Origin of the sequence: Pseudomonas abietaniphila, from assembly GCF_039697315.1 — a bacterium.
Taxonomy (GTDB): domain Bacteria; phylum Pseudomonadota; class Gammaproteobacteria; order Pseudomonadales; family Pseudomonadaceae; genus Aquipseudomonas; species Aquipseudomonas abietaniphila_B.
The window spans coordinates 858,860-879,663 of sequence record NZ_CP155619.1 but is presented as its reverse complement, the minus strand read 5'-3'; the positions used below and the strand labels follow the sequence as shown (position 1 = coordinate 879,663).

The following is a 20,804-nucleotide window of genomic DNA, read 5'->3' as shown; positions in this document are numbered from 1 at the left end:
GTAAGCACCCGTCCAGGGAGTGGACGGCTGCTTAGGTCATCTGGATCGTTGTCTGCAGAATGGTGTTTTCAGTCGAGATGGTTTTCGAGTTCGCCTGATAGTTCGCTTGAGCTTTGATCAGCTCTACCAGCTCGTCACTCAGGTCTACGTTTGATTCTTCAAGGGAGGAGCCATTGATGTAGCCAAGCGTGCCGGTATCTGGGGCGCCCGTGACCGCTGTGCCAGATGCATAGCTCTCTCGCCACATTGTCCCGCCAGCGGGCTCAAGGCCTTGAACGTTTGCGAAGGTCGTCAACGAAACCTGGCCAATCACCCGAGACAACCCATTGGAATAAGTCGCAAACATGTTGCCTGAGGCATCCACTTGCATATTCGTGATCTGCCCGGTGTTATTTCCATCTTGATGCTTCGCAATCGCGCCACCGGGAGCTGCAGTCTGAGTTGTGGCAAGCATGTCCAGCTTGATCCCGGAAGGATTGGCTGAAGCGCCATTAGGGCCCCATGTCGTGACTGACCCTACCGTCTTGCTCTGAGCTGGAACCCAGTTAACGATGTTGAACGTCCCGTCGGGGTTGACCGATATATTTGCAGTGGAGGTGGGAGGAGGGCTGGTCAGCAGGTTTCCGGACGAGTCAAAGGTGAGCTCGGTTTCATCGGCCACGACTGGATCTGTGCCTGGATTGGAAATATTTCGCCCATCCATCAGCGAATGCATACTCCAGGTGTTGGTTCCCGTTTTGGTGAAGTATTGGCTCAGGGTGTGTTCGTTACCCTGACTGTCGTAGACGGAAGTGCTGATGGTGTTGGTGTAGGAACTCGGATCCTTCACATCGAATGTTTTGGAAATGATGGGCTGAGTTGAATCCAGATTGGAAGACAACGTGAAAAGGCTGGTCGGCTTGGGGGGCATGTTGGAGCTGTCAACCCTCAGATCCGCCAGAACACCGCTCTGGACGTTGCCATTGGCGTCAACGCCATATCCTTGGAGATTATTTCCGTTGTTGTCGACGACGTAACCTTTGGGGTCCGTGTGGAAATTGCCTGCTCGCGTATATAGCTTCTCACCGTTGTTGCTGACCATAAAAAAACCATTTCCCTGAATGGCCAGATCCAGACTGCGGCCAGTGCCGCTGCTTAATGAGCCTTGGCTGAAGTTCTGTGTCACAGCAGAAGTGTAAACACCGTTGCCAACGTCGGTGCCCCCAGAAGTGCCGCGGATTGACTGGGCGTACTGGTCCGCAAACTCAGCGCGTGAGGATTTAAATCCTACCGTGGCAACGTTTGCGATGTTGTTACCTGCGACATCAAGGCTTTTGTTCGCGGCTTTAAGCCCGCTGAGACCGATATTGAATGACATGGCATGTCTCCAGTTGTGCTTGCATTAAGTTCATTAATTCGGGCATGGCTTCGCCTGAGTGGCGTAGACGTTTGTAACGATCAATCGTACTAAGCGGAATTAAAGTTCAGTCTCGATCTCAAGGTTGTTCTAGCTGAGGTTTAAACCAACGGACTGTCAGGTTCGTCAGTGTCGGGGGACCTGATGTCGAACTCGCGTTGATGGCTATCGTGTTCTTTGATCGCTTCACCGGCCGAAGCTTTCATCATGGGTTGAGGTGATTCAGCCTCGGCGATCTTGTGCTGGGCCTCTATCTTTTCCAACTCTTCTATCTTCTTGTTCACCTTGTTTTTTTCCTCAGGGGACATGGCGTCATATTCTTCTTGGGTGATTCCAAGCTCGGCGAGCATGCCAGCCTTGATCTTTTCTCGCGGGGTGAGGTGCATATACTCCATGAACTGCTCAGAGGCCGATTTTTGTCCATGACTCTTTGCCGCGGAGATCCCATCGGATACCCCGTTTTCCTGGGTTTGCATGACGACCTTGAGTTTCGCGAAGGCTTCTTCGATCCGCTCGCTGTCTGCGCTGTCGCCTTGTTTCGGAGCGCTGTCAGCCCGGGTTTCCACGCTGTTGTGGTTGCCCCCAGCGGCAGCAACGGCGGCTGACGTGTAAGCGTCCGAATCCGATGGTGGGATCGTCTTTTCAACTTTGTGTCGAATGACCCGGGGATCGCCATCAACACCCACGACTCCGTTCATGCTCATCTCCTGATAAATATGTTGAGTGACATGCAATGCAAGCTCTGGGCCAAAGTCTTTTAAGGTCAAAGATTACGAGGCCTGGCGCCGTTATTAGGTTAAATGTGCGCTGAGTTTGGCAAGTAGTTGCCGCGTTTGCGGAAAGAAATTGCCATTTTTACGGCGATATATTGTTTGGAATGATAGATGAGGCAACGCTTGGTTATATATCGTTTTTAGTGATGTCTAGGTTGGCTGGTGGCAACAGATATTGTTTTAAACAATATACGTCGCTTGTGCTCGTGATTGTTCAGCGCAAGGTACGCAGCAAGGGAGGGTGTTTTTCTACACGTAGGGCGACGCGGGGTATAAAAGCTGCTAATTTGTTTTTCGCTGTCTCGGAAATAAGATTAAAGGGCCAGAAGATCAGGACGACCTCATAACGTCGATCCTGATATTTCGAGGAAATGTGCTATGTCGGTTTTAGGTGTTGATGATTCTGCGGCTGCATACCGCACTGCGATAGGACACGTTCAGAATGTTGCTAAAGAGTCCTCCGGTTCAGAGGGCCAAACAGATGCCGTGAACTCAGAGAAACCCAGTCCAGCAACCCTCGTGACCCTGAGTGATGGAACGAACAGTGAAGTGTCGGTGTACAGCGTCAAGCTTAAAATGGTCCCGATGAGCGTTGCGATGGCTCCCCAATTATTCGTACAGGGCGATTTGGATGGGGACAGTTCATTGAGTCGCAACGAGTTCGCTTAGCAGCTAAAGCGGGTGGGTGTCGACGATGACCATGCTGACCAACTCTTCGATGAATTTAATCACTCCAAAGGGGATGCCCTTTCTCTGGATGATTACGTCAAGGGCATCATCGCTCACAACAAGGGAGGAAATGACATCTTCCAGCAGCTTTTCAGTATGTACACGTCGGGTAAGAGCGGTGGGTTAGACAGTGACGCTTTTTCGTTGTTTACCGCGGCGGGCGCTTCCGTGGCATCTCAGTACTGGCTGGATCATCCTGAAATTCTGCCTCGCAGTTGATCAGGTGCTACCTGCAGCCACGCCGCGCCGGACGCCTACCCTTTGACTGCAGCGATCGCCTGTCCCACGTCGTCGAGTCCAACAGACGCACTGGAAAGAGTAAGTGGAACATTAGATTTAGAATGTAATCCTATGCAGACCAAAACCGTGTAGGAGATGAACCCAATGATATCCGAGCAACGATTCGACGCTGTACGCATGCATTTTTCGTCGCCAAAGCCGTATGAGCAGCTCTTGGCGTCACTTTTGAAGGACATCGGGGACACCCCGGTGGATCTGGACGCCTTGGAGCGAGATTTCGATTCGTGGGAAAGCTATCGCGCCAAAGCGGAAAGCCTGGCCGGGCCAAGTGGTTTCATGCTGTTCGGGATCATCGATCATGGCGGATGGATGCGAAAAGTCGGATCGTTTCCCCGGTCAACACGGGTGATTCTCGGTAATCCCGCTCTTGCGATCACCATGCTCAAGCATGATGTAAACGCCGGTTTATTTGCTCCTGTCGAGCTGCTGCTCGTTGCGGAGCCTCAAGGAGGGAGCCGCGTCATGTATCTCAAACCGTCATCTTTGATGGTAGTGGAAACCGATGATGACCTGCTGTCTGCGGCGCGCGTTCTCGATGAGAAGCTCAAGGCATTGGTGCTAAAAATTTCAAGGATCGACACCTGAATGCGTCGATCAGAGCGTTGATCGTCAAGGCAAATGAATGCCGGCGCAGCAACAGGATCTGATCATGTCCGACGGCATACCCTTCCACTGGAAAGCCTGGAAGGTTCTCTTCAACGAACAGGACGTCTTCGATCAAGCTGTCCCGGATTCACCTACACCAAGTGAGCAGGACGTTCAGAAGTTTTCTGTACGTCCGCCCGTTATCTGACGAAAAGGTTTGGGTATGAGCCCGTTTGCCGATAAGAAATGTTGCTGTTGCGGTGTATCCGGGGCGCTGCGGGATGTTTGCTAGCCGGCGGCTGAATTCGGAAAGAGAGGCGTCGCTGTCCAAGGTAAAACGCACACTGGGCCAGCGCCGAATTGGTGAAGGACCGAACGGCCGAGCTTGAAGACCTCAATCGCCGCCTTGAAGAGATCAGTCGCAAGGACGCTTTGACCGGATTGGCCAACCGTAGGCATTTCGACGAAGTGAAGGAACGCGAGTTCCGGTCTGCCAGGGAGCGAAGGGCACCTCTCTCCGTTCTCATGTGCGACGTTGACTACTTCAAGCGTTATAACGACGCCCTTGGCCATGGAGAGGGTGACGAATGTTTGCGAATTGTCGCTCAGGTCATCCACTCGGTATCGAGCCGAAAGGCGAACCTCGCTGCTCGATACGGCGGAGAAGAGTTCGTTGTGCTGCTGCCCGGCACGGCGGATGAAGAGGCCTGCCTCTTGGCACACACGATTCGAGCGCAGCTGATGGCGCGGGGTGTTCCTCATCCCGCATCACCGATATCGGGCGTGGTGACTTTGAGCATCGGGGTTGCCAGCCTGAATGTTTGCACCATGAACAGTTTTGATGAGCTGTTGAAACACGCCGACGATGCGCTGTATCACGCTAAAAAACTGGGGCGTGACAGAGTCAGCGTTTACCCTCCCAAAACCTGATGCAAGGGTCTCCCCAATCGTCGATCCTCCAGCGTGCGATAGCCTCTCAGGACCGAACCGAGCTGATTCTGCCGATCACCCCAGGCGTGTTGCCAGGGCGGGTCAGGCCCGGCAGGTCACCGACGATGATTGCCAGCAACTGCAACTGAGGAAACCTTAGCGGGCAATCGTCTCGGTGGCAAAAATCGACCAATCCTTGTGCCCCAGCCCTCTGGCCACGGCTGCCGTCATGTTTGCCCGCACCGCATTGGCAGCGGGCAATTTCAGGTTTACGCGACGGGCTGCATCGATGGCGAGGTTGATGTCCTTGAGACCCAACGACAATGTGAAGCCCGGCTCGAAGGAGCCATTGACGATGTTCTGTCCATAGCGTTGGTAGCTGGGCGAGGCAAACAGGGTCTGGGTCATGAGGTCAATGAATGTGGCCGGGCTCAGCCCATGACGCCCGGCCAGGGCGCTGGCCTCGCCCAGGGACTGGATGGCCTGGGTGACCATCATGTTCCCGGCGATCTTGGCAATGCTTGCGTGCACAGGATCGTCGCCCATCCGCCAGGTCTGTTTTCCCAGCACGTCGAAGAGGGGCTGCACCGTCGCAATCGCCGTCGACGACCCGGCCGCCATGATATTCACTTCGCCCTTTGTCGCCACCGCTGGCACGCCGAAAACCGGCGCCGCGACCAGCGCGATGCCGTTGGCATGATGGATGTCCTGCAGCTCTTTCATCAGCGTAGGAGAGAGCGTCGACATCACAATGTGAATACAGCCTTTGTCGGCACTGTCCAGAATTCCGGAAGCCAACAGCACCGTTCTGACGGCGTGATCGTCGGCGAGCATGCTGATCACGACGTCCTGCTGAAATGCGGCGGCGGGGGAGGCGAGCACGTGCACGCCATCCAGCGTCGCCAGGGTTTCCTGACTACGATTCCACGCCGAGACGCGATGCCCGGCGTCGATAAGCAAGGGAATCATGGCGCGCCCCATGCTGCCTGTTCCGATAAAGCCGATGTTCATGTGCAAGCCTCTGGCGTTCTTAATTGATGGCTTCAAAGTATGTGGCTCAAGGGATTGCTGCGGGACTGCCATTGCTGCAACCTCATCGTTCATTTTTGTAGGGGGTGAGGCATGGACTGGAGTGACATGCGGATCTTTCTGGCGATTGCCCGCAGCGGCTCGCTAGGGGGCGCCGCCAGGCAGTTGGGCGTCAGTCACCCGACGGTTGGCCGGCGCTTGCAGGTGCTTGAACAAACCAGTGGGCAACCCTTTTTTCTGCGCACTGCCCAGGGGTTGGTGCTTACGGACAGTGGCGAGAGGATTCTCAGTCTGGCGCAGGACATGGAGGACAGCGCTCTGGCCATCGAGCGTCGTCTGGCGGGGCATGGCGATCAACCCGAAGGCCTGTTGCGCATATCCTCAGCCGACTGGTTCGCCTGCCATGTGTTATCGCCGGTCATCAGCGAACTGGTGCGGCGGTATCCGCTGATCGTTCCCGAAGTCATCGCCGGACACCGGCTGTTCGACCTTGCCCGCCGGGATGCCGACATCGCCTTCCGGATCGTGCCCTTCACCGAGCCCGACATCGTCCACCGCAAACTGACAACCCTGCCGTACGGGCTGTACGCCGCTGTGCATGCGCCAGCGCCGCACCGGGATGGCGAAGGCATGGGCCTGATCCTCATGAACGTCGCCCAGGCCCATTACCCGGACGTGCAATGGCTGCAGCACCGCTATCCCCTGGCGCGTACCGTGTTTACCAGCAGCAGTCGGACGGTGCAGGCGCAGATGTGCGCGAAGGGGCTCGGCGTTGCCGTATTACCTCGTGTTCTCGGCGACTCAGTGCCAGGACTGCGACTGCTGGATGAGGACGAGCCGCCGCCAGGGCGGGACATCTGGATGGGGTATCACCAGGACATGCGCCAGATGGACCGGCTGCGCGCGCTGGCCGACCTCGCCTCCAGCATGATCGGCGAGGGGTAGAACGTTGCAGCCCTCAGGTGGAGCGAACAGCCGAGGCCTTCGATACCTGCGTTGGCTGCCGCGCCAAGGTCAGACTCAGCGACGCCCCCACGGCCAGGCAGGCGGCGATGCACAGGGCAGAGATCGTGAAGGCGTGAGCGATGCTGACCGCCGTGGCCTGTTCCCCCAGCAAGGTATAAAAGACACCGCCGATCAGTGCGACGCTCAGCGATGTGCTGATTTGCAACGTTGCACTGGTGATGCCTGCGATCATCCCGGCATACGCTGGCGCGACCCGGCCCGTGACCATGCGCATCAACGTCGGCAGCGCCAGCCCTTGTCCTGACCCGATCACGAACAGGATGGCCGCCAAGGACGTGAGGGGCGGGGCGAGGGTAGCGGGTGTCACTGACACGAGCCAGCCCATCCATAGGAATCCGAATACTTCCAGCCCCATGCCGACCGCGTTTACGTATTCTCCCAAGATGCGCCTGAGGTGAGGAACCGACAGGGGGCCGATCAGGAATCCCGCGCCGAACGGCAGGAAGATCAGGCCAGCACGCAGTGCGGTCATCTGCAGTGCGCCTTGCAGGTACATCGAAAACAGCAGGAAAAACACGCCGATTGCGTAGAAGCACAACGCGACCAGCAGCGCTTTGCCCAGGCCAGGCGCTTTCAGTGCGGCGGGGTCGAGGAGGGGCGTCCCGCCGGCCAGGTGCAAGCGGGTCTCGTAGCGCCAGAACAACACCGCCAGCACGGGGGCTGCGGCGAGCGACAGCCACGCCCACAGCGGCCATCCGGCTTCGCGGCCTTCAATCAACGGCACGATCAGGGCGGTCAGGGTCAGCATCGACAACGCCGTGCCCACCAGGTCCAGCTTGCTCGCGTGCACGGCACGGTTTTCTTTGAGCACCGGGATGCCGAACGCAATGACCAGCAACGCGATGGGCAGGTTGACCAGGAATATTGCCCGCCATCCCAAACCCAGCACGTCGACTGCAATCAAAACGCCGCCCAGCGCCTGACCGATCACCGACGCCAGTCCAAACACGGCCCCGTACAGACTCAGTGCCAATGGCCTTTCCGACGCCGGAAAAATCGCCTGCACCGATGCGAGCGCCTGAGGCGCCATCACGGCAGCGGTCACGCCCTGCAAGGCGCGCCCGAGGATGAGGGTCCAGGGCGAAGCCGCCAGGCCGCACATCAGTGACGCGGCGGCGAAGCCCAGCAGTCCGAGGAAGAACATCCGGCCGCGACCGTACAGATCGCCGAGTCGCCCGCCGGTGATCAGCGTCACGGCGTAAAGCGTCGCGTAGGAAGAGATGACAAGCTGCTCGGCTGACGACGCTGTACCCAGATCTTCCTGTATCGAGGGCAGCGCGACGTTAACGATAAAAAAATCCAGGGGCGGCAGAAACGCACCTACCAGCAAGATGGCGAACATCAGCCAGCGCCGAGGCTCGGGCGCTTCGATTTCGATTTGAGACATGACAGGCATCCTGTTTGGAGACTCAGGTTTCACGACGCGTGAAAGGCGACGAGTGAAAAGCCAGGCTTCTGTCGAGCAGGTTTCTCGCCTGCTCGCGCCAAGCCGACGGGTCCCAATTTAGGGGATCACACGTGGTCTTTCGCCTTACAAAACTGCACGGCCACCGTTCATTCGTGTCAGTGCCGCTCTGCTCCGATGACGCTCACCATGGGCAGGTCGTTTCAGACGACCCCTTTATCAACGACTGAGGAGTCAGACATGTCAGGTAAATTCAGCAATCAGGTTGCCGTCGTGACCGGCGGGTCGACGGGGATCGGATTCTCCATCGCGCAAGCCTTGATCGCCGAGGGCGCCAAACGCGTCTACATCACGGGACGGTCAACGGACACGCTGGAGGCGGCGGTTGCCAGGCTCGGCGACAAGGCTGTCGCGGTGGTTTCCGATGTCTCGCGTCAGGCGGATCTCGATGCGCTCAAAACGACAATCCAGGCGCGGGGTGATCGGCTGGACACCGTGTTCGCGAATGCCGGGATCTGTGAGAAAAATCCGGTGGGAGACACCAGCGAGGCGGCTTACTACGCCATGTTCGACGTGAACGTCAAAGGCGCGTTTTTCACTGTTCAAACGCTTCTGCCCTTGATGAAAGATGCTTCGTCCATTGTATTGACCGCCTCGATCTGCTCCAGCAACGGCATGGAAGGACTGAGCCTGTACAACGCTTCCAAGGCGGCGGTGCGATCGTTTGCACGCACGTGGGCCAACGAGCTCAAGGACCGTAAAATTCGCGCGAACGTGTTGAGCCCTGGCTTCACCCGCACGCCGCTGATGGACAACGGGCTGAAAATGAGCGAGAGCGACATCGCCACACTGCGCCAATACGTCGAGCAAATCACGCCATTGGGTTACATGGCGCAACCTGAGGAGATCGCCAGTGCGGCACTGTTTCTGGCCTCCGACGACGCCAGATACGTGAACGGCGTCGAGCTGATGGTCGATGGCGGTTTGTCGCAAATCTGAAGTCTTAAGTTCAATCCGGAGAACATCATGAACATCGAAACCCTGACCGCTCGACTCGACGCGCTGGAAAGCCGCGCCGCGATCGATCGATTGATCAGCGCTTACGCGAACGCATTCGACCGCATCGATGTGGCGCGTTTGCGGGACATCTGGCACCCCGACGCCAGCCTCGATCTTCCGGGGTTCGGCACCGCCACGTGCCGTGACGGGATCCTTGCCATGGCTGAAAACAGCTGGCGCCAGATGCCTCATATGCACCACTGGATGGCCAATCCTTTGATCGAAATCGTAGGCGACAGCGCGACCGGAACCGTCGCCGCGAACTGCCTGTTCCATGACATCGAAAAAGGTCCAGTCCAGGTCAGCGGGCTGTATCACGACACGTTCGAACGCCGCGCAGGCAAGTGGGCGTTTCTGTCGAGGCGATTCGAGCTTCACTACTTGACGCCTTTGAACGACTGGCTACCCGTTGCGGGCAGTGAGTTGTTCTCAGCGTCACAGCCCTAAGCGCCGTTAGGGGCGCGCAAGTCGAGTCGCATGACGCCGTTTCCCCTTGTCGGACCTCAGCCTGGATCACCAACCGGATTCCTGCCGCTGCTATCGCTATACCCAACGCCATCTGTCACGACAACATGCAGGCTGTCCCCTGTGCATTCATTCTGTCCGTAAGCGTCTACGCTCTGCTGCAATCAGTACGTCTGAAGGGGCAGATAATGTTCAATGATTTGAGGGGCCACGTCGCGCTGGTCAGTGGGGCGGGCAGCGAGGGGGGAATTGGGTTCGCCATCGCCAGGCGGCTTGGCGATCTTGGCGCAAAGCTGATCATCACCGGCAGTAGTGCTCGCATCCATGACCGCGTCGCGGACCTGAGCGCGGCGGGTTATGAAGTGGAAGGTCGCGCTGCAGATCTTACAGATCAGTCCCAGGTCATCGAACTGGTGACGTGGTCTGAATCACTCTGGGGACGAGTGGATGTGCTGGTGAACAACGCAGGCATGGCGATGCAAGGCGATGCCGAGCCCTTCTCTGAAGTGGCTGGCATGAGTCTTGAGGTGTGGAACGCTTCGATTGCCCGTAATCTGACCACCGCGTTTTTGCTGACCCGCTCTGTGTTGCCGGGAATGCAGCGTCGACGATATGGCCGCATCATCAACATCAGTTCCACAACCGGCACCCGAGTGAGTAATCCTGGCGAGGCCGCCTATGCCGCAGCGAAAGCGGGAATGGTGGGGATGAACATGAGCCTTGCTCTGGAAGTTGCGCCTTATGGCGTCACGGTGAACGCTGTTGCTCCCGGGTGGATCGCAACGCTGTCCAGTTCACCGGAGGAACTGGCCGCTGCGGAGTATGTTCCGGTCGGGCGCGCGGGTAGGCCGGACGAGGTAGCCGCGGCCGTCGCCTTCCTCGCATCCCCTGAGTCCAGCTATATCACCGGCGAGTTGCTCGTGGTCGACGGTGGCAACTGTCTCACGGAGAACAAGAGCCCGCGTTAGCAAATCTCCCTTTAATGGTGTTCAGGCTTTGGCCGTCAGATCTGTTATCCCGGCAACCGGGGAGAGCAGGGCCAAGTGTCTGTATGCCCACCTGACACTCACTGTCGCGCTGGCTGATGATTACGGCCACAAGCCCACCCTCTCCATCAGGCAGACCCACTGGCGTAATGCAAGACATCCAGAAGCAAATCAGGCAAAAAGCCCGACGATATTTTTATAGCTATCGATAACTCATTGATTATAAATAACTTTATTTTTATTTGAGGTTGGCATAGTTGCTGCGATATCAGTTTCATTCATCAAACTGCTATGAGCATCCCACCGTGACTAATCATTTCGATCGACTGACCTCCGCGTTTGCAGGCTTTCAGACCAGTACCAGAAATCGGCCTGATGGCGGCGTGTTATTTGAAATCAAAGATGGCAGCGGAAGCACAATTACCCGGGCGATTTCGCATATGCAGCTCCACAACGCCCTTCAGATGGAGTGGTTAATCAGCTCTATTAGACGTGATATGGCAGTGACGCCCGAGAATTTGCCTGCGATCACGGCGCTTCAGAGTCAACAACGGTTCGATATGCCTACCTACGTATCGCGATAACCCAAGCGCCTCAACACCAACTCTCCTTCAGCCACGATCATGTCGTGGCTTTTTTATTTCACCTCATTGTGACCCGGTTCACTGCCGTCGTCGCTGAATCCCAAGTGGCTCTCACCCGTCCGGCCGTATTTGAAGGCCGCCAATCTGTCAGTGCTGCAAGCTGCACTCATCCTCATTCATGCCAAGAGCGCTCTATGATGAGCGCCGACGACCAGCGTTATGCCTCGCCGATCAATAGACTGAGCTCCGCAAGTGGCAGCCGTACGGTGAAGGCGCAGCCCAACCCCAGTCCGCCGCTATGGGCGACCACGCAGCCACCATGCGCCTCAACCAGTTCGCGTACTACCGTCAATCCGATCCCCAAGCCCTTGCTGTTAACGCTTCGTGAGTGTGGGTCCTGGACAAACGGCTCGAAAATGGTCGGCAGCGCTTCTGGGGAAATACCCACGCCATTGTCTGCAATTTCCACCTGTGCCCAGCCGTCGACAGCGCTGAGCGACAGGGTAATCACCCCGGTGGTCAGCGAAAACTTGCAGGCGTTGCCTAGCAGGTTGGTGAACACCTGGGTGAGTCTCAACGGATCGCCATCGACGTACAGCACACTGCTCGGCGAGTGGAGTTCAAGCATCTGGAGCCTCGCGTTCATCGCAGGTGTGCACACATCGATCGCCTGCCGAATGACCGTCGACAGTTCCACCGTCGTCCGTCTCAGATGCATCTTTCCCGAACGGACTCGAGTGACGTCGACCAGATCGTCAACCAGTCGGGTCAAGTGCTCTATCTGCCTTGCGATCACCTCATGCAACCGTGGCAACGCTTTTTGTTCGACACGGCTGAGCATCTCTGTGCTCAGGCAAAGCGGCGCCAGGGGCGCGCGCAATTCGTGGGCGACCTTGGCCAGGATAAATTTCTCCTGCTGCAGCGTGGCTTCGGCACGCTGTTGCGACAGCTGGGCGTCCAGAGCAGCCATGACCAGCGCGCTGTTAGCCGCGCGCATCTGAGACATTTGCAGGTCTTGGCTGGGAGCGCTTGCAAGCCTTGCGCGTTTGACCCGGTACATTGCAGCATCGGCGCTAGCGATCAGAGCTCGGGCATCGGCGCCGTCCTGTGGGTAAATGCTGATGCCGATACTCATGCTGATGAACAGCTGATGCTCGTTGATCAACCTGGGATTGCGCAGGCGCTGGATGATGTCATCGGCGACGGCCAACGCCTCAGCGTGGGAAACGCAGCGGGTGAGCAGGATGACGAACTCGTCGCCGCCGTATCGCGCGACCGTGTCGTGATCGCGAACGCACTCAGTCAGGCAGCGCGCCGCTTCGATGAGCACGGCATCCCCGGCCTCATGACCGAAGGCGTCGTTTATCTGCTTTAAATCGTTCAGATCCAGAAACAGCAACGCAAAGCGTTCACCGGACTGTTGCGCGTGATCGAGGGTCTGCTGCAGTCGTGTTCGAAGCTCCCGACGATTAGGCAAGCCGGTTAACTCGTCGAGACTGGCGACGCGAAATATCTCCCGCAAGGTTTTGTCGGTCGCTTCTACCTCGTTTTGAATCCGCAGCATGCCCAGTACGAGTTGTTCGTTGATGGCCAACAGCTGTTCGGGGTCAAGGGGAGGTTTCATGACAGTGCTCCGTCAGTGTCGCGCGGGAAATCCATTCGCCCTTACGCGCCTTTGAGTTTCTCGGACACGCCCGTGATCAGGCGTTTGATACGTGGTTTGCTGCTCAGTCGGCACTGCTCTGGCGATCGTTGCGATCCTTGGAGATTGCCGTGCAATCGCCCAACAGTTGCTCAGTGAGCGCGGGGCCGATCAGGGAAGCCAACAAGGTATGGAAGGTGGTGACCAGCGCATCACCCCGTCGACGAGCCTCTGCACTGCTTTGCTGAGCCAGCATCGTTTTGAAAGGCAGGGTATTCATGGCGGTTTCTTCGGTCTCGCAGAGAGATTCGAAACACGGATGGGTCGCAGCGCAGAGGTGAAGGCAGCGTCGATACAGCGCGGCTACGGCCTGCGGGCCCAGTATCGGTGTGAGCACCGCACGCATCTGTTCCAGTGTCTGCGCGAACTCTTCGGACACTTGAATGGCGCTGGAATGATCGCTTCCCACTGCCTTTAGCAGCGGTGCGCTGCGTCTTCGTTCATCATTTGGCATGAGTATCGTCACTCATCGGGGCAAAGGACCTGCAAACGGTACCGCCATTGCGAGCGATAAACCCGGGCTTTTGCGCCCGTGATTCGATCATGACCTCTGCAGTGGAAGTCGTCTGTGTGCTGGCCCACATAGCGCGATGACCTCAGTGTCCGTCTCTGACCGTTTGCTGTTGGTCGCACAGCACCGTCACGATGATGCTTGATAGTTGCTTTTCTGAGACACTGAAATCCGGACATGCCGTAAAGAGAGGGTTGCGCTTCAGCACCTCTTTCCCCACCTTTATTTGAACCAGACCGCAGAAAAAGACGCTGCGGCCATTGGGAGATCCGTTTGCCTACTGTTCCGGTGGATATGATCGGCGACGACCGCTTGTTTCATGTGCTCAATGCCAGTGAGCGGCTGGCTATGGCGGCTTCGGTGGATGAGGTCGTCGCTGTGCTGAGAGACACGGCGCGCGCCACGATAGGCGCGGAAGGCGTCGCGGTCGTCATCGAAAATGATGGACGCTGCTTTTATGTTGCCGAGGACGCTATTTCGCCTCTCTGGCAAGGTCAGAGCTTTTTGCTTGACCACTGCATCTCAGGTTGGGCGATGCGTCGCTGCGAGACGGTAGCGATCCGTGACGTGCGACTCGATCCACGTATTCCCAAGGAAGCCTACGCGCCGACCTTCGTTCGCAGCGTGGTGATGGTGCCCATCGGCAAACCTGTTCCGGTTGCGGCGCTTGGCGCGTACTGGTCGCAAGTGCGCGACCACGACCCCGACACCGTCAAACGGCTGGAAAGTCTGGCGCGACTGGCGACGATCGCCATCGAGAATGCGCGCCTGACCCAGGCGCGTAATCGCGGGGCGGCCGTGGCGGCTGCACAGAACCGGATTCTGGCACTGGCCGTAGGAGAAACAGCCCTCGACGTTACGCTGGATGCGATCGTTCGTGAGGTGGACGCGCTATCCACGTCGGGCTTTTCAGGCAGCATCCTGTTGTTGAATGAAGACGCGCAGCGCGTGGAGCATTGCGCGGGTCCGAGCCTGCCCCACGCTTACATCGACCTCATAAAGGGCATCGCCCTCGGCTCGCCGACGGGTCGCCATGCGGCCAAGCCGGTGGCTGATCTCATCAATGCTGCATGCTGGCGCGAGTTTCGGGATCTGGGCGCAGGCCACGGGCTGCACGTGCGCTGGTCAATCCCGATCCGTTCTGCGCAAGGCGCCATGCTGGGCGCTTTCGTCCTGTACCACCCTGAGCAGCGCGAGCCGATGCCGGCGGATATCGAGATCATTGACTTCGTGGTTCAAACAGTCGGGCTGGTCGTGCATCGTGCTCGAGCCGACTCCGCGATCCGGATCAGCGAAGCGCGATTGCGTCTGGCCGTTGACCATGCCGATGTGGGTTTCTGGGATGTGGATTTCGTTCAGAACACCTTGGTCTGGCCGTCACAAACCAAAGCGATGTTCGGCATCTCGGCTGATGTGCCGGTCACGTTGCAAGACTTCTACGACGGATTGCATCCCGAGGATCGGGACGCGACGATTGAAGCCTTCACGGCAGCCGCTGACCCTGAGCGTCGCGCCCTCTACGACGTCGACTATCGCACGATTGGCCGGGAGGACGGCATTGTGCGCTGGGTTGCGGCCAAGGGGCGGGGCGTTTTCGATGCGGCCGGCCGCTGCTTGCGCGTCACCGGCACTGCGATCGAGATCACCCCGCGCAAGGCTGCCGAAGAGAAGCTGCGAGAACTCAATGCCACGCTTGAAGGCAGGATTGCGCAAGCCATTGCCGAACGGGAAGAGGCTCAAAAAGCGTTGCGTCAGAGCCAGAAGATGGAAGCCATGGGGCAGCTCACGGGCGGCGTGGCCCACGATTTCAACAACCTGCTCACCCCGATTGTCGGCACCCTCGACATGCTTCAGCGACGAGGCGTCGGCGGCGAACGAGAGCAGCGGCTTATTTCTGGCGCGGTGCAATCGGCTGAACGTGCGAAGACACTCGTGCAAAGGTTGCTTGCCTTCGCACGTCGTCAACCGCTGCGTACGGTTCCCGTCGACGTGGCGAAGCTGGTCAGCGATATGGGCGATCTCGTGGCCAGCACGACCGGCCCGCAAATCAAGGTTGTCGTCGATGTGCCAGAGGATCTGCCTCCCGCCATTGCAGATTTGAACCAGTTGGAAATGGCCCTTCTCAATCTCTCCGTCAACGCGCGGGACGCGATGCTCGAGGGGGGGACGATGCGCATCTCTGCCAGCACCGAGCGGGTCGGCGTGGAGCACCGTTCCAAGCTTCCGCCGGGGGAATACCTGTGTCTGTCTGTCGCGGACACCGGCATTGGCATGGACGCGGCGACGCTCGCGCGCGCGGTTGAGCCCTTCTTTTCCACCAAGGGTGTCGGCAAAGGCACCGGCCTGGGGCTTTCGATGGTGCATGGGCTGGCATCGCAGCTCAACGGTGCGCTTACGATTCAGAGCGCACCCGGTCTCGGCACGAACGTGGAGCTATGGCTTGCGCGCAGCACAACCGGGCCGGCGCCGGCGTTGCGCATCATGGAGGCAGTGGAGCCTCAGCTGACACGCGGGCTCGCGCTGTTGGTCGACGATGAAGAACTGGTGCGTACCAGTACGTCGTACATGCTGGCCGAGCTGGGTTATCGCGTGGTCGAGGCGGCCTCAGGCGAGGAAGCGCTCGAGCTGATAGAGGCCGGGGAGGCGTTCGACCTGCTTGTAACAGACCATCTCATGCCGGGCATCAACGGCACCGACCTGGCCAGGGTGGTCCGTACCTCCAGGCCGGGAACCGCGATCCTGCTGGTCTCCGGCTATGCAGAACGAGAGGGGCTTGACCCTGATCTTCCGCGGCTCACCAAGCCGTTTCGCAAGAACGAGCTCGCGGCAAGCCTTTCGCAGCTCTGTGGCGAGTCCCGTGACAATGCCTGAGGGCACACAGTCGCGCCTTGAGTTGCTCGTGGGCGCAACGCGTCAGTGCCAGAACTAACCGGGGGGCGTCAGGCCGCTGTCAGGGAGATAGAACCGCAGACATGCCCTCGCGGCCCGTGAATCGACTTGAACGTCTGCGCGCCCAAGGTCTCTGACAGTAACGCGGCGCAACATTGTGCTGCCTTATTTCGCAAGGAGACCGGTTCGTATGAAAATCCTCATGGTGCTTACCTCTCACGACCAGCTTGGCGACACTGGCAAAAAGACCGGCTTCTGGCTGGAAGAGTTTGCGGCCCCGTATTACGCATTCGTCGACGCCAACGCCGAGATTACCTTGTCTTCACCCAAGGGCGGACAGCCGCCCTTAGATCCTAAAAGCGACGAACCCGATGCCCAGACCGAGGCCACCCGCCGTTTCAGCAAGGACCGCGAGGCACAGGCCGCATTGGCCAATACCGTGCCATTGAGCGAGATCGACCCCTACGATTTCGATGCGGTGTTTTACCCCGGCGGCCATGGCCCTCTGTGGGACCTGGCCGAAGACACAGACTCCAAAACGCTGATCGAAGCGTTCTATGCGGCCAACAAGCCGGTTGCCGCCGTGTGCCATGCGCCGGGCGTATTGAAGAACGTCAACGCCCCGGATGGCCATCCGGTGGTGAAGGGCAAGAAGGTCACCGGATTTACCAACTCTGAGGAAGAGGCGGTCGGGTTGACTCAGGTCGTGCCCTTTCTCGTCGAAGACATGCTACGGGCCAAAGGCGGCAATTACTCCAAGGCCGCAGATTGGGCCAGCTACGTGGTGGAAGACGGGCACCTGATCACAGGTCAGAATCCAGCGTCGTCGGAGGCGGTGGCTCAAGCACTGCTCAAACGCCTGAAACAGGAACAATCAGCCTGATTCACACTGCCTGGTCTGCGCAATCGCAGATCAGGCATGCATTGCTCTGCCCGAGACAACCCACCCTCCTGCTGTTTGACGCAAACACACCATTCTTATCCCAGCCCCTCTCTTGAAAAGCATTCTCGGTTGAGCAGCGGCAGCAACGTGTCGGACCTGGATTCGACCCTGGAACGCCTTTACGTAGGCGAACCGCCGCGTGATGGCAAAGTGCTTTCTTGATCGTTAAAAAGTTCAAAAGTTATACAAAAATAAATCGATGTACAACCTTATCCAAAGCCCATAGCATCCTCGCCGAATGCAAGGGCTGAAACCTTTAAGCGTGTTCGATACATGCAGTTCGAGGTGATGGGGTGGTGTGCATCTGTTCGGGCTCGCCTGAACTCAGCTCACCTGATTGGGTGCAGCCGTTCCGCCATTTACCTTGAAATTGACCCTGAACATCGCTTTGGATGACGCCCCCAAACCCGTTGAAGGCAACGGTGGTTGCCGGAATTAATCTCGTGCCTCACGGACTGATACGTGCTGGCGTTTTGGGGCTGAAAAATGACGAAGCAAGTGAGATTTCTGGACAATTTAAGAGTTTCCCGAAAGCTGGGAATCGGGTTTGGCATCCTGTTGCTGGCAGTGCTGGCGGTTGCTTTCGTCGGTTACACCAGTAACAACATCCTCGTTGATCGTTTGGATACCACACGCCTGATCGGTACGCTCAACGATGCCGCACAGGACGTGCGTCTCTCAGAGAAACAGTACGAAGCGTCCGCCGATCCGGCCGCTCTTGAGGCATACCGCACCCAGCTCGGTACCCTGCAAGGGCTTATCTCAAAGGCCTTGCTGTCACTGACACGTGCGGAGAATCAGCTAGCCCTTACCCAGTTGCAGACCAGGACAGTTTCCTACGACCAAAAGGTCAATCGACTGGTCGATACCGATAAGTCCACCAGCGATTCGCTCAAGCCGCTAACGGCGTTGTCTGACAAGTTTGGAAGCACCTTCGCTCAACTGCTTGAAACAACCAATGCCCGTGCACTGGAGCAGCCGGGCACCGAGCGCGTCGCTGAGCTGCGCACGGTCGCTGATTTACGCAATGGCATGACGATGTTTCGTCTTGTCTTGCGTCGCTACATCGCTGTTCCTGACGCGACCAACAAAACAGCGCTGCTCGCCACAACCGACGGTTTTTTGAACGAGATCGTCAAAGCCCGTACCAGCCTGCCTGCTGCACTTTCCGTTCAGCTGGAGGAAGCCTACGCCGGCATGCGTCAATACCGCGACGTGCTGGTTCAAGTCGCTGCGCTGTTTGAGCAGAAGCAAAGCCTGCGCCAGCAAGTGGATCAGGAAAGCGACGCCATGGATAAAATCATGACCGGCTTGATGGACACCCAGCAAAGCCTGGCGCGTGCCGATCAGCAGAGTGCGTTTATCCAGGTGGCTGTTTTGGCCCTGGTCGCGTTGCTGGTAGGACTGGTGGCCTCGGTCGTTATTTCACGCCAGATCACCGCACCGCTCGCGCTCACTGTCGAGCTGGCTCGACGGATCGCCAAAGGTGATCTCACGGTGCAGGCCAAGTCATCGCGCCGCGATGAGCTGGGCGATCTTCAAAATGCGATGCAGGACATGGCCCAAAACCTGAACACGCTGGTGCAAGGCATTGGCATGGGTGTGACGCAGATCTCGACGTCTGCTGAAAAGCTGTCGGCGATGAGCGAGCAGACCAGCGCGGGTGTTCGTCAGCAAAAAGTCGAGGTGGATCAAGTGGCCACCGCGATGCACGAGATGGCCTCCACCGTCCAGGAGGTTGCGCGCAACACCACCGATGCCTCGGCCGCGGCAACCCTGGCCGAAGAGCAGGCACGTCACGGCGGCGCCGTCGTCAAGCAGGCCACCCTTCAGATCAGCGAGCTGGCTCATGCCATCGAGGATCTGGGTGGCGCCATGAACGTATTGACTCAGGACAGTGAGCAAATCGGCAAAGTCATTGACGTGATTAAAGCAGTCGCGGAACAAACCAACTTGCTGGCGTTGAACGCGGCCATCGAAGCCGCAAGGGCAGGCGAGCAGGGGCGCGGTTTTGCGGTGGTTGCCGACGAGGTGCGTTCACTGGCTCAGCGTACACAGGACTCTACCAAGGAAATCGAAACGCTGATTCTTGCCTTGCAGCAAGGTACCCAGGCCGCAGCGACGTTGATGGTGTCCAGCCGCGAGCGCACATTGGACACTGTCGATTTGGCGCACAAGGCTGAGCAGGCCATCACCCAGATCAACCACTCCATCGGGACCATTCAGGAAATGAGCCTGCAGATATCGGCGGCCGCTGAGCAGCAAAGCGCTGTGGCCGATGAAATCAATCGCAGCATTCTGAGCGTTCGTGACGTGGCCGATCAGTCCGCGGTGGCAAGCGAAGAAAGCGCTGCGGCAACGATTGAACTGGCTTCCCTGGGGCACGATTTGCAAAAAATGACCTCGCACTTCAGAACGTGAAAGCCATGATGTGTGCGCAGCATGCGTCCATCGAGAACGCCGTGGTCGAGAGCCACGGCGGGCTTAGAGCATCTGACACCGCGATGGGATGAAAACGGCGTAAACCATCTGCCTCAGGGGTCAGCGGCCGAGCGGTTTTCTCTTGTTTGCCAGATTGGGTTTGGCAGATACGTGCAGGTAGGAGAGCACACTCTCGGTGAGCTCCGCCGACAGTCTGACCGCCTCCTTGTTGCGCGTCATGACGGCAGCGACCAATCCCTCGATCAGTGCCAGCACGGCAGCGTTTGAGCTGATCAGTACCGGATGGCTGGCTTCGGCGAACAGTGTGTGATGAGCAATATTGGCCAACGGGGAGGCGGGCGAGTCTGTGATAGCCAGAACTGAGGCGCCGCGTTCTTTGGCAAATCTCGCTAATTGCAGGGTGTCCTGAGAGTAGCGGGGCAGTGAGATGGCCAGCAGTACGTCGTCGGGCGTGATGGACGCCAACCGATAGGCTGCGTTCTCGTTGCCGCCTTCCATGCTGATTGCCTGTGCATCAGCAATGAACGGGATCAGGTTTGAGGCGGCCAGTCCTGCCATGTATGCGCTGTTGCCGAAGCCCAGGATGTAAATCTTGCGCGCCTGAATCAGGGCACCGACGAAGGCGTCGAATAACTCCGAGGGATTGTTCGCGTTGGTTCTGCTCAGATTGCTGGTCGCGATTTGAATTTGTTCGGCCAATCCGAATTCGCCCGAAGGCCGCTGCGCCATCTCATTGCGCAGTTTGTCGACCGGGGACACCATGTCCTGCAGAGTCGCGACCAACTCGGCCTTTAATTGTGTATAGCCCTTCAGGCCGATGGCCCGCGCCAGCCGATTGACTGCTGCCGGTGAAGTCAGAGACTCCTGCGCCAGTTCTTCGATGGTCAGGGTCGCGGCCTTGAGTGGATGACGCAGAACAAAGTCCGCCACCTTGCGCAGCGAAGGTTGCAGGTCTGGCGCAGCCTCGGCGAGGTTGCGCATGATGGGGGCTGTATAAACGGTGGTATTGCGGGCGGAAGGTTGGAGCATAGGTTGGGCCGGCCTGTCGAT

The 20,804-nt window shown here is 58.1% G+C and carries 19 protein-coding genes and 1 pseudogene; 13 read left to right on the top strand and 7 right to left on the bottom strand.

Going from position 1 to position 20,804, the window contains the following annotated elements; translation table 11 throughout:
- Window positions 1–31: 31 nt before the first annotated feature.
- Window positions 32–1,357, bottom strand: a complete 1,326-nt coding sequence (gene flgE, locus ABDX87_RS03860) for a flagellar hook protein FlgE (protein WP_346831681.1) — start codon at window positions 1,355–1,357, stop codon at window positions 32–34.
- 140 nt (window positions 1,358–1,497) lie between these two features.
- Window positions 1,498–2,094 carry a hypothetical protein gene (locus ABDX87_RS03855; RefSeq protein ID WP_346831680.1) on the bottom strand — a complete coding sequence of 199 codons (597 nt, stop codon included), beginning with the start codon at window positions 2,092–2,094 and terminating at the stop codon, window positions 1,498–1,500.
- A gap of 756 nt (window positions 2,095–2,850) precedes the next feature.
- Here ABDX87_RS03855 and ABDX87_RS03850 point away from each other — a divergent pair.
- The 4 genes from ABDX87_RS03850 (at window position 2,851) to ABDX87_RS03835 (ending at window position 4,713) form a co-directional block, all read left to right on the top strand.
- A complete protein-coding gene (locus tag ABDX87_RS03850) occupies window positions 2,851–3,117 on the top strand; it encodes a hypothetical protein (protein ID WP_346831679.1) in 267 nt (88 codons plus the stop codon).
- A 165-nt stretch (window positions 3,118–3,282) separates the two neighbouring features.
- On the top strand, window positions 3,283–3,783 hold the full coding sequence (locus ABDX87_RS03845; protein WP_346831678.1) for a DUF302 domain-containing protein: 501 nt from the start codon (window positions 3,283–3,285) through the stop codon (window positions 3,781–3,783).
- 64 nt (window positions 3,784–3,847) lie between these two features.
- A complete protein-coding gene (locus ABDX87_RS03840) occupies window positions 3,848–3,991 on the top strand; it encodes a hypothetical protein (RefSeq protein WP_346831677.1) in 144 nt (47 codons plus the stop codon).
- Window positions 3,992–4,146: 155 nt separating this feature from the next.
- Window positions 4,147–4,713 (top strand): GGDEF domain-containing protein, encoded by a 567-nt coding sequence (locus ABDX87_RS03835; RefSeq protein ID WP_346831676.1) that lies wholly within the window; start codon window positions 4,147–4,149, stop codon window positions 4,711–4,713.
- Between the two features lie 156 nt (window positions 4,714–4,869).
- Here the strand turns inward: ABDX87_RS03835 and ABDX87_RS03830 are convergent, their stop codons facing one another.
- Window positions 4,870–5,724: an NAD(P)-dependent oxidoreductase gene (locus tag ABDX87_RS03830; protein ID WP_346831675.1), complete on the bottom strand. Its 855-nt coding sequence runs from the start codon at window positions 5,722–5,724 to the stop codon at window positions 4,870–4,872.
- A 111-nt stretch (window positions 5,725–5,835) separates the two neighbouring features.
- Between ABDX87_RS03830 and ABDX87_RS03825 the strand changes: the two genes are divergently transcribed.
- On the top strand, window positions 5,836–6,687 hold the full coding sequence (locus tag ABDX87_RS03825) for a LysR family transcriptional regulator (protein ID WP_346831674.1): 852 nt from the start codon (window positions 5,836–5,838) through the stop codon (window positions 6,685–6,687).
- 13 nt (window positions 6,688–6,700) lie between these two features.
- Here the strand turns inward: ABDX87_RS03825 and ABDX87_RS03820 are convergent, their stop codons facing one another.
- The gene (locus tag ABDX87_RS03820; RefSeq protein WP_346831673.1) at window positions 6,701–8,155 is read right to left on the bottom strand and encodes an MFS transporter; all 1,455 of its coding nucleotides are present in this window, start codon (window positions 8,153–8,155) and stop codon (window positions 6,701–6,703) included.
- A 258-nt stretch (window positions 8,156–8,413) separates the two neighbouring features.
- On the opposite strand from ABDX87_RS03820, the gene ABDX87_RS03815 reads away from it, so the two are divergent.
- From ABDX87_RS03815 to ABDX87_RS03800, 4 genes are all read left to right on the top strand, one after another.
- Window positions 8,414–9,172 carry an SDR family NAD(P)-dependent oxidoreductase gene (locus tag ABDX87_RS03815; protein WP_346831672.1) on the top strand — a complete coding sequence of 253 codons (759 nt, stop codon included), beginning with the start codon at window positions 8,414–8,416 and terminating at the stop codon, window positions 9,170–9,172.
- Between the two features lie 27 nt (window positions 9,173–9,199).
- Window positions 9,200–9,679 (top strand): nuclear transport factor 2 family protein, encoded by a 480-nt coding sequence (locus ABDX87_RS03810; RefSeq protein ID WP_346831671.1) that lies wholly within the window; start codon window positions 9,200–9,202, stop codon window positions 9,677–9,679.
- 206 nt (window positions 9,680–9,885) lie between these two features.
- The gene (locus ABDX87_RS03805; protein WP_346831670.1) at window positions 9,886–10,665 is read left to right on the top strand and encodes an SDR family NAD(P)-dependent oxidoreductase; all 780 of its coding nucleotides are present in this window, start codon (window positions 9,886–9,888) and stop codon (window positions 10,663–10,665) included.
- Between the two features lie 323 nt (window positions 10,666–10,988).
- Window positions 10,989–11,267: a DUF3509 domain-containing protein gene (locus ABDX87_RS03800; protein ID WP_346831669.1), complete on the top strand. Its 279-nt coding sequence runs from the start codon at window positions 10,989–10,991 to the stop codon at window positions 11,265–11,267.
- A gap of 217 nt (window positions 11,268–11,484) precedes the next feature.
- Here ABDX87_RS03800 and ABDX87_RS03795 read toward each other — a convergent pair whose 3' ends face one another.
- Together ABDX87_RS03795 and ABDX87_RS03790 are read right to left on the bottom strand one after the other, a co-directional pair.
- A complete protein-coding gene (locus ABDX87_RS03795; RefSeq protein ID WP_346831668.1) occupies window positions 11,485–12,891 on the bottom strand; it encodes a diguanylate cyclase domain-containing protein in 1,407 nt (468 codons plus the stop codon).
- A gap of 103 nt (window positions 12,892–12,994) precedes the next feature.
- Window positions 12,995–13,423: a hypothetical protein gene (locus ABDX87_RS03790; protein WP_346831667.1), complete on the bottom strand. Its 429-nt coding sequence runs from the start codon at window positions 13,421–13,423 to the stop codon at window positions 12,995–12,997.
- A 435-nt stretch (window positions 13,424–13,858) separates the two neighbouring features.
- Between ABDX87_RS03790 and ABDX87_RS03785 the strand changes: the two genes are divergently transcribed.
- The 4 genes and pseudogenes from ABDX87_RS03785 (at window position 13,859) to ABDX87_RS29100 (ending at window position 19,733) form a co-directional block, all read left to right on the top strand.
- The gene (locus ABDX87_RS03785; protein ID WP_346833695.1) at window positions 13,859–16,351 is read left to right on the top strand and encodes an ATP-binding protein; all 2,493 of its coding nucleotides are present in this window, start codon (window positions 13,859–13,861) and stop codon (window positions 16,349–16,351) included.
- Between the two features lie 208 nt (window positions 16,352–16,559).
- Window positions 16,560–17,252, top strand: a complete 693-nt coding sequence (locus ABDX87_RS03780; RefSeq protein ID WP_346831666.1) for a type 1 glutamine amidotransferase domain-containing protein — start codon at window positions 16,560–16,562, stop codon at window positions 17,250–17,252.
- Window positions 17,253–17,798: 546 nt separating this feature from the next.
- Window positions 17,799–18,827 (top strand): annotated as a pseudogene (locus ABDX87_RS29105) (methyl-accepting chemotaxis protein); the annotation flags it as partial.
- Window positions 18,828–18,860: 33 nt separating this feature from the next.
- On the top strand, window positions 18,861–19,733 hold the full coding sequence (locus ABDX87_RS29100) for a methyl-accepting chemotaxis protein (RefSeq protein ID WP_431061305.1): 873 nt from the start codon (window positions 18,861–18,863) through the stop codon (window positions 19,731–19,733).
- Window positions 19,734–19,853: 120 nt separating this feature from the next.
- On the opposite strand, the gene ABDX87_RS03770 is transcribed toward ABDX87_RS29100, so the two are convergent.
- Complete coding sequence (locus ABDX87_RS03770; RefSeq protein ID WP_346831664.1) at window positions 19,854–20,783, bottom strand: MurR/RpiR family transcriptional regulator; 930 nt, start codon at window positions 20,781–20,783, stop codon at window positions 19,854–19,856.
- Window positions 20,784–20,804 lie beyond the last annotated feature (21 nt).

What these genes read in the sequence shown, in the direction of transcription:
- flgE (WP_346831681.1), bottom strand. Translation starts at nt 1,357, where the DNA reads ATGTCATTCAATATCGGTCTCAGCGGGCTTAAAGCCGCGAACAAAAGC.
- ABDX87_RS03855 (WP_346831680.1), bottom strand. Translation starts at nt 2,094, where the DNA reads ATGAACGGAGTCGTGGGTGTTGATGGCGATCCCCGGGTCATTCGACAC.
- ABDX87_RS03845 (WP_346831678.1), top strand. Translation starts at nt 3,283, where the DNA reads ATGATATCCGAGCAACGATTCGACGCTGTACGCATGCATTTTTCGTCG.
- ABDX87_RS03840 (WP_346831677.1), top strand. Translation starts at nt 3,848, where the DNA reads ATGTCCGACGGCATACCCTTCCACTGGAAAGCCTGGAAGGTTCTCTTC.
- ABDX87_RS03830 (WP_346831675.1), bottom strand. Translation starts at nt 5,724, where the DNA reads ATGAACATCGGCTTTATCGGAACAGGCAGCATGGGGCGCGCCATGATT.
- ABDX87_RS03825 (WP_346831674.1), top strand. Translation starts at nt 5,836, where the DNA reads ATGGACTGGAGTGACATGCGGATCTTTCTGGCGATTGCCCGCAGCGGC.
- ABDX87_RS03820 (WP_346831673.1), bottom strand. Translation starts at nt 8,155, where the DNA reads ATGTCTCAAATCGAAATCGAAGCGCCCGAGCCTCGGCGCTGGCTGATG.
- ABDX87_RS03815 (WP_346831672.1), top strand. Translation starts at nt 8,414, where the DNA reads ATGTCAGGTAAATTCAGCAATCAGGTTGCCGTCGTGACCGGCGGGTCG.
- ABDX87_RS03810 (WP_346831671.1), top strand. Translation starts at nt 9,200, where the DNA reads ATGAACATCGAAACCCTGACCGCTCGACTCGACGCGCTGGAAAGCCGC.
- ABDX87_RS03805 (WP_346831670.1), top strand. Translation starts at nt 9,886, where the DNA reads ATGTTCAATGATTTGAGGGGCCACGTCGCGCTGGTCAGTGGGGCGGGC.
- ABDX87_RS03795 (WP_346831668.1), bottom strand. Translation starts at nt 12,891, where the DNA reads ATGAAACCTCCCCTTGACCCCGAACAGCTGTTGGCCATCAACGAACAA.
- ABDX87_RS03790 (WP_346831667.1), bottom strand. Translation starts at nt 13,423, where the DNA reads ATGCCAAATGATGAACGAAGACGCAGCGCACCGCTGCTAAAGGCAGTG.
- ABDX87_RS03780 (WP_346831666.1), top strand. Translation starts at nt 16,560, where the DNA reads ATGAAAATCCTCATGGTGCTTACCTCTCACGACCAGCTTGGCGACACT.
- ABDX87_RS29100 (WP_431061305.1), top strand. Translation starts at nt 18,861, where the DNA reads ATGCAGGACATGGCCCAAAACCTGAACACGCTGGTGCAAGGCATTGGC.
- ABDX87_RS03770 (WP_346831664.1), bottom strand. Translation starts at nt 20,783, where the DNA reads ATGCTCCAACCTTCCGCCCGCAATACCACCGTTTATACAGCCCCCATC.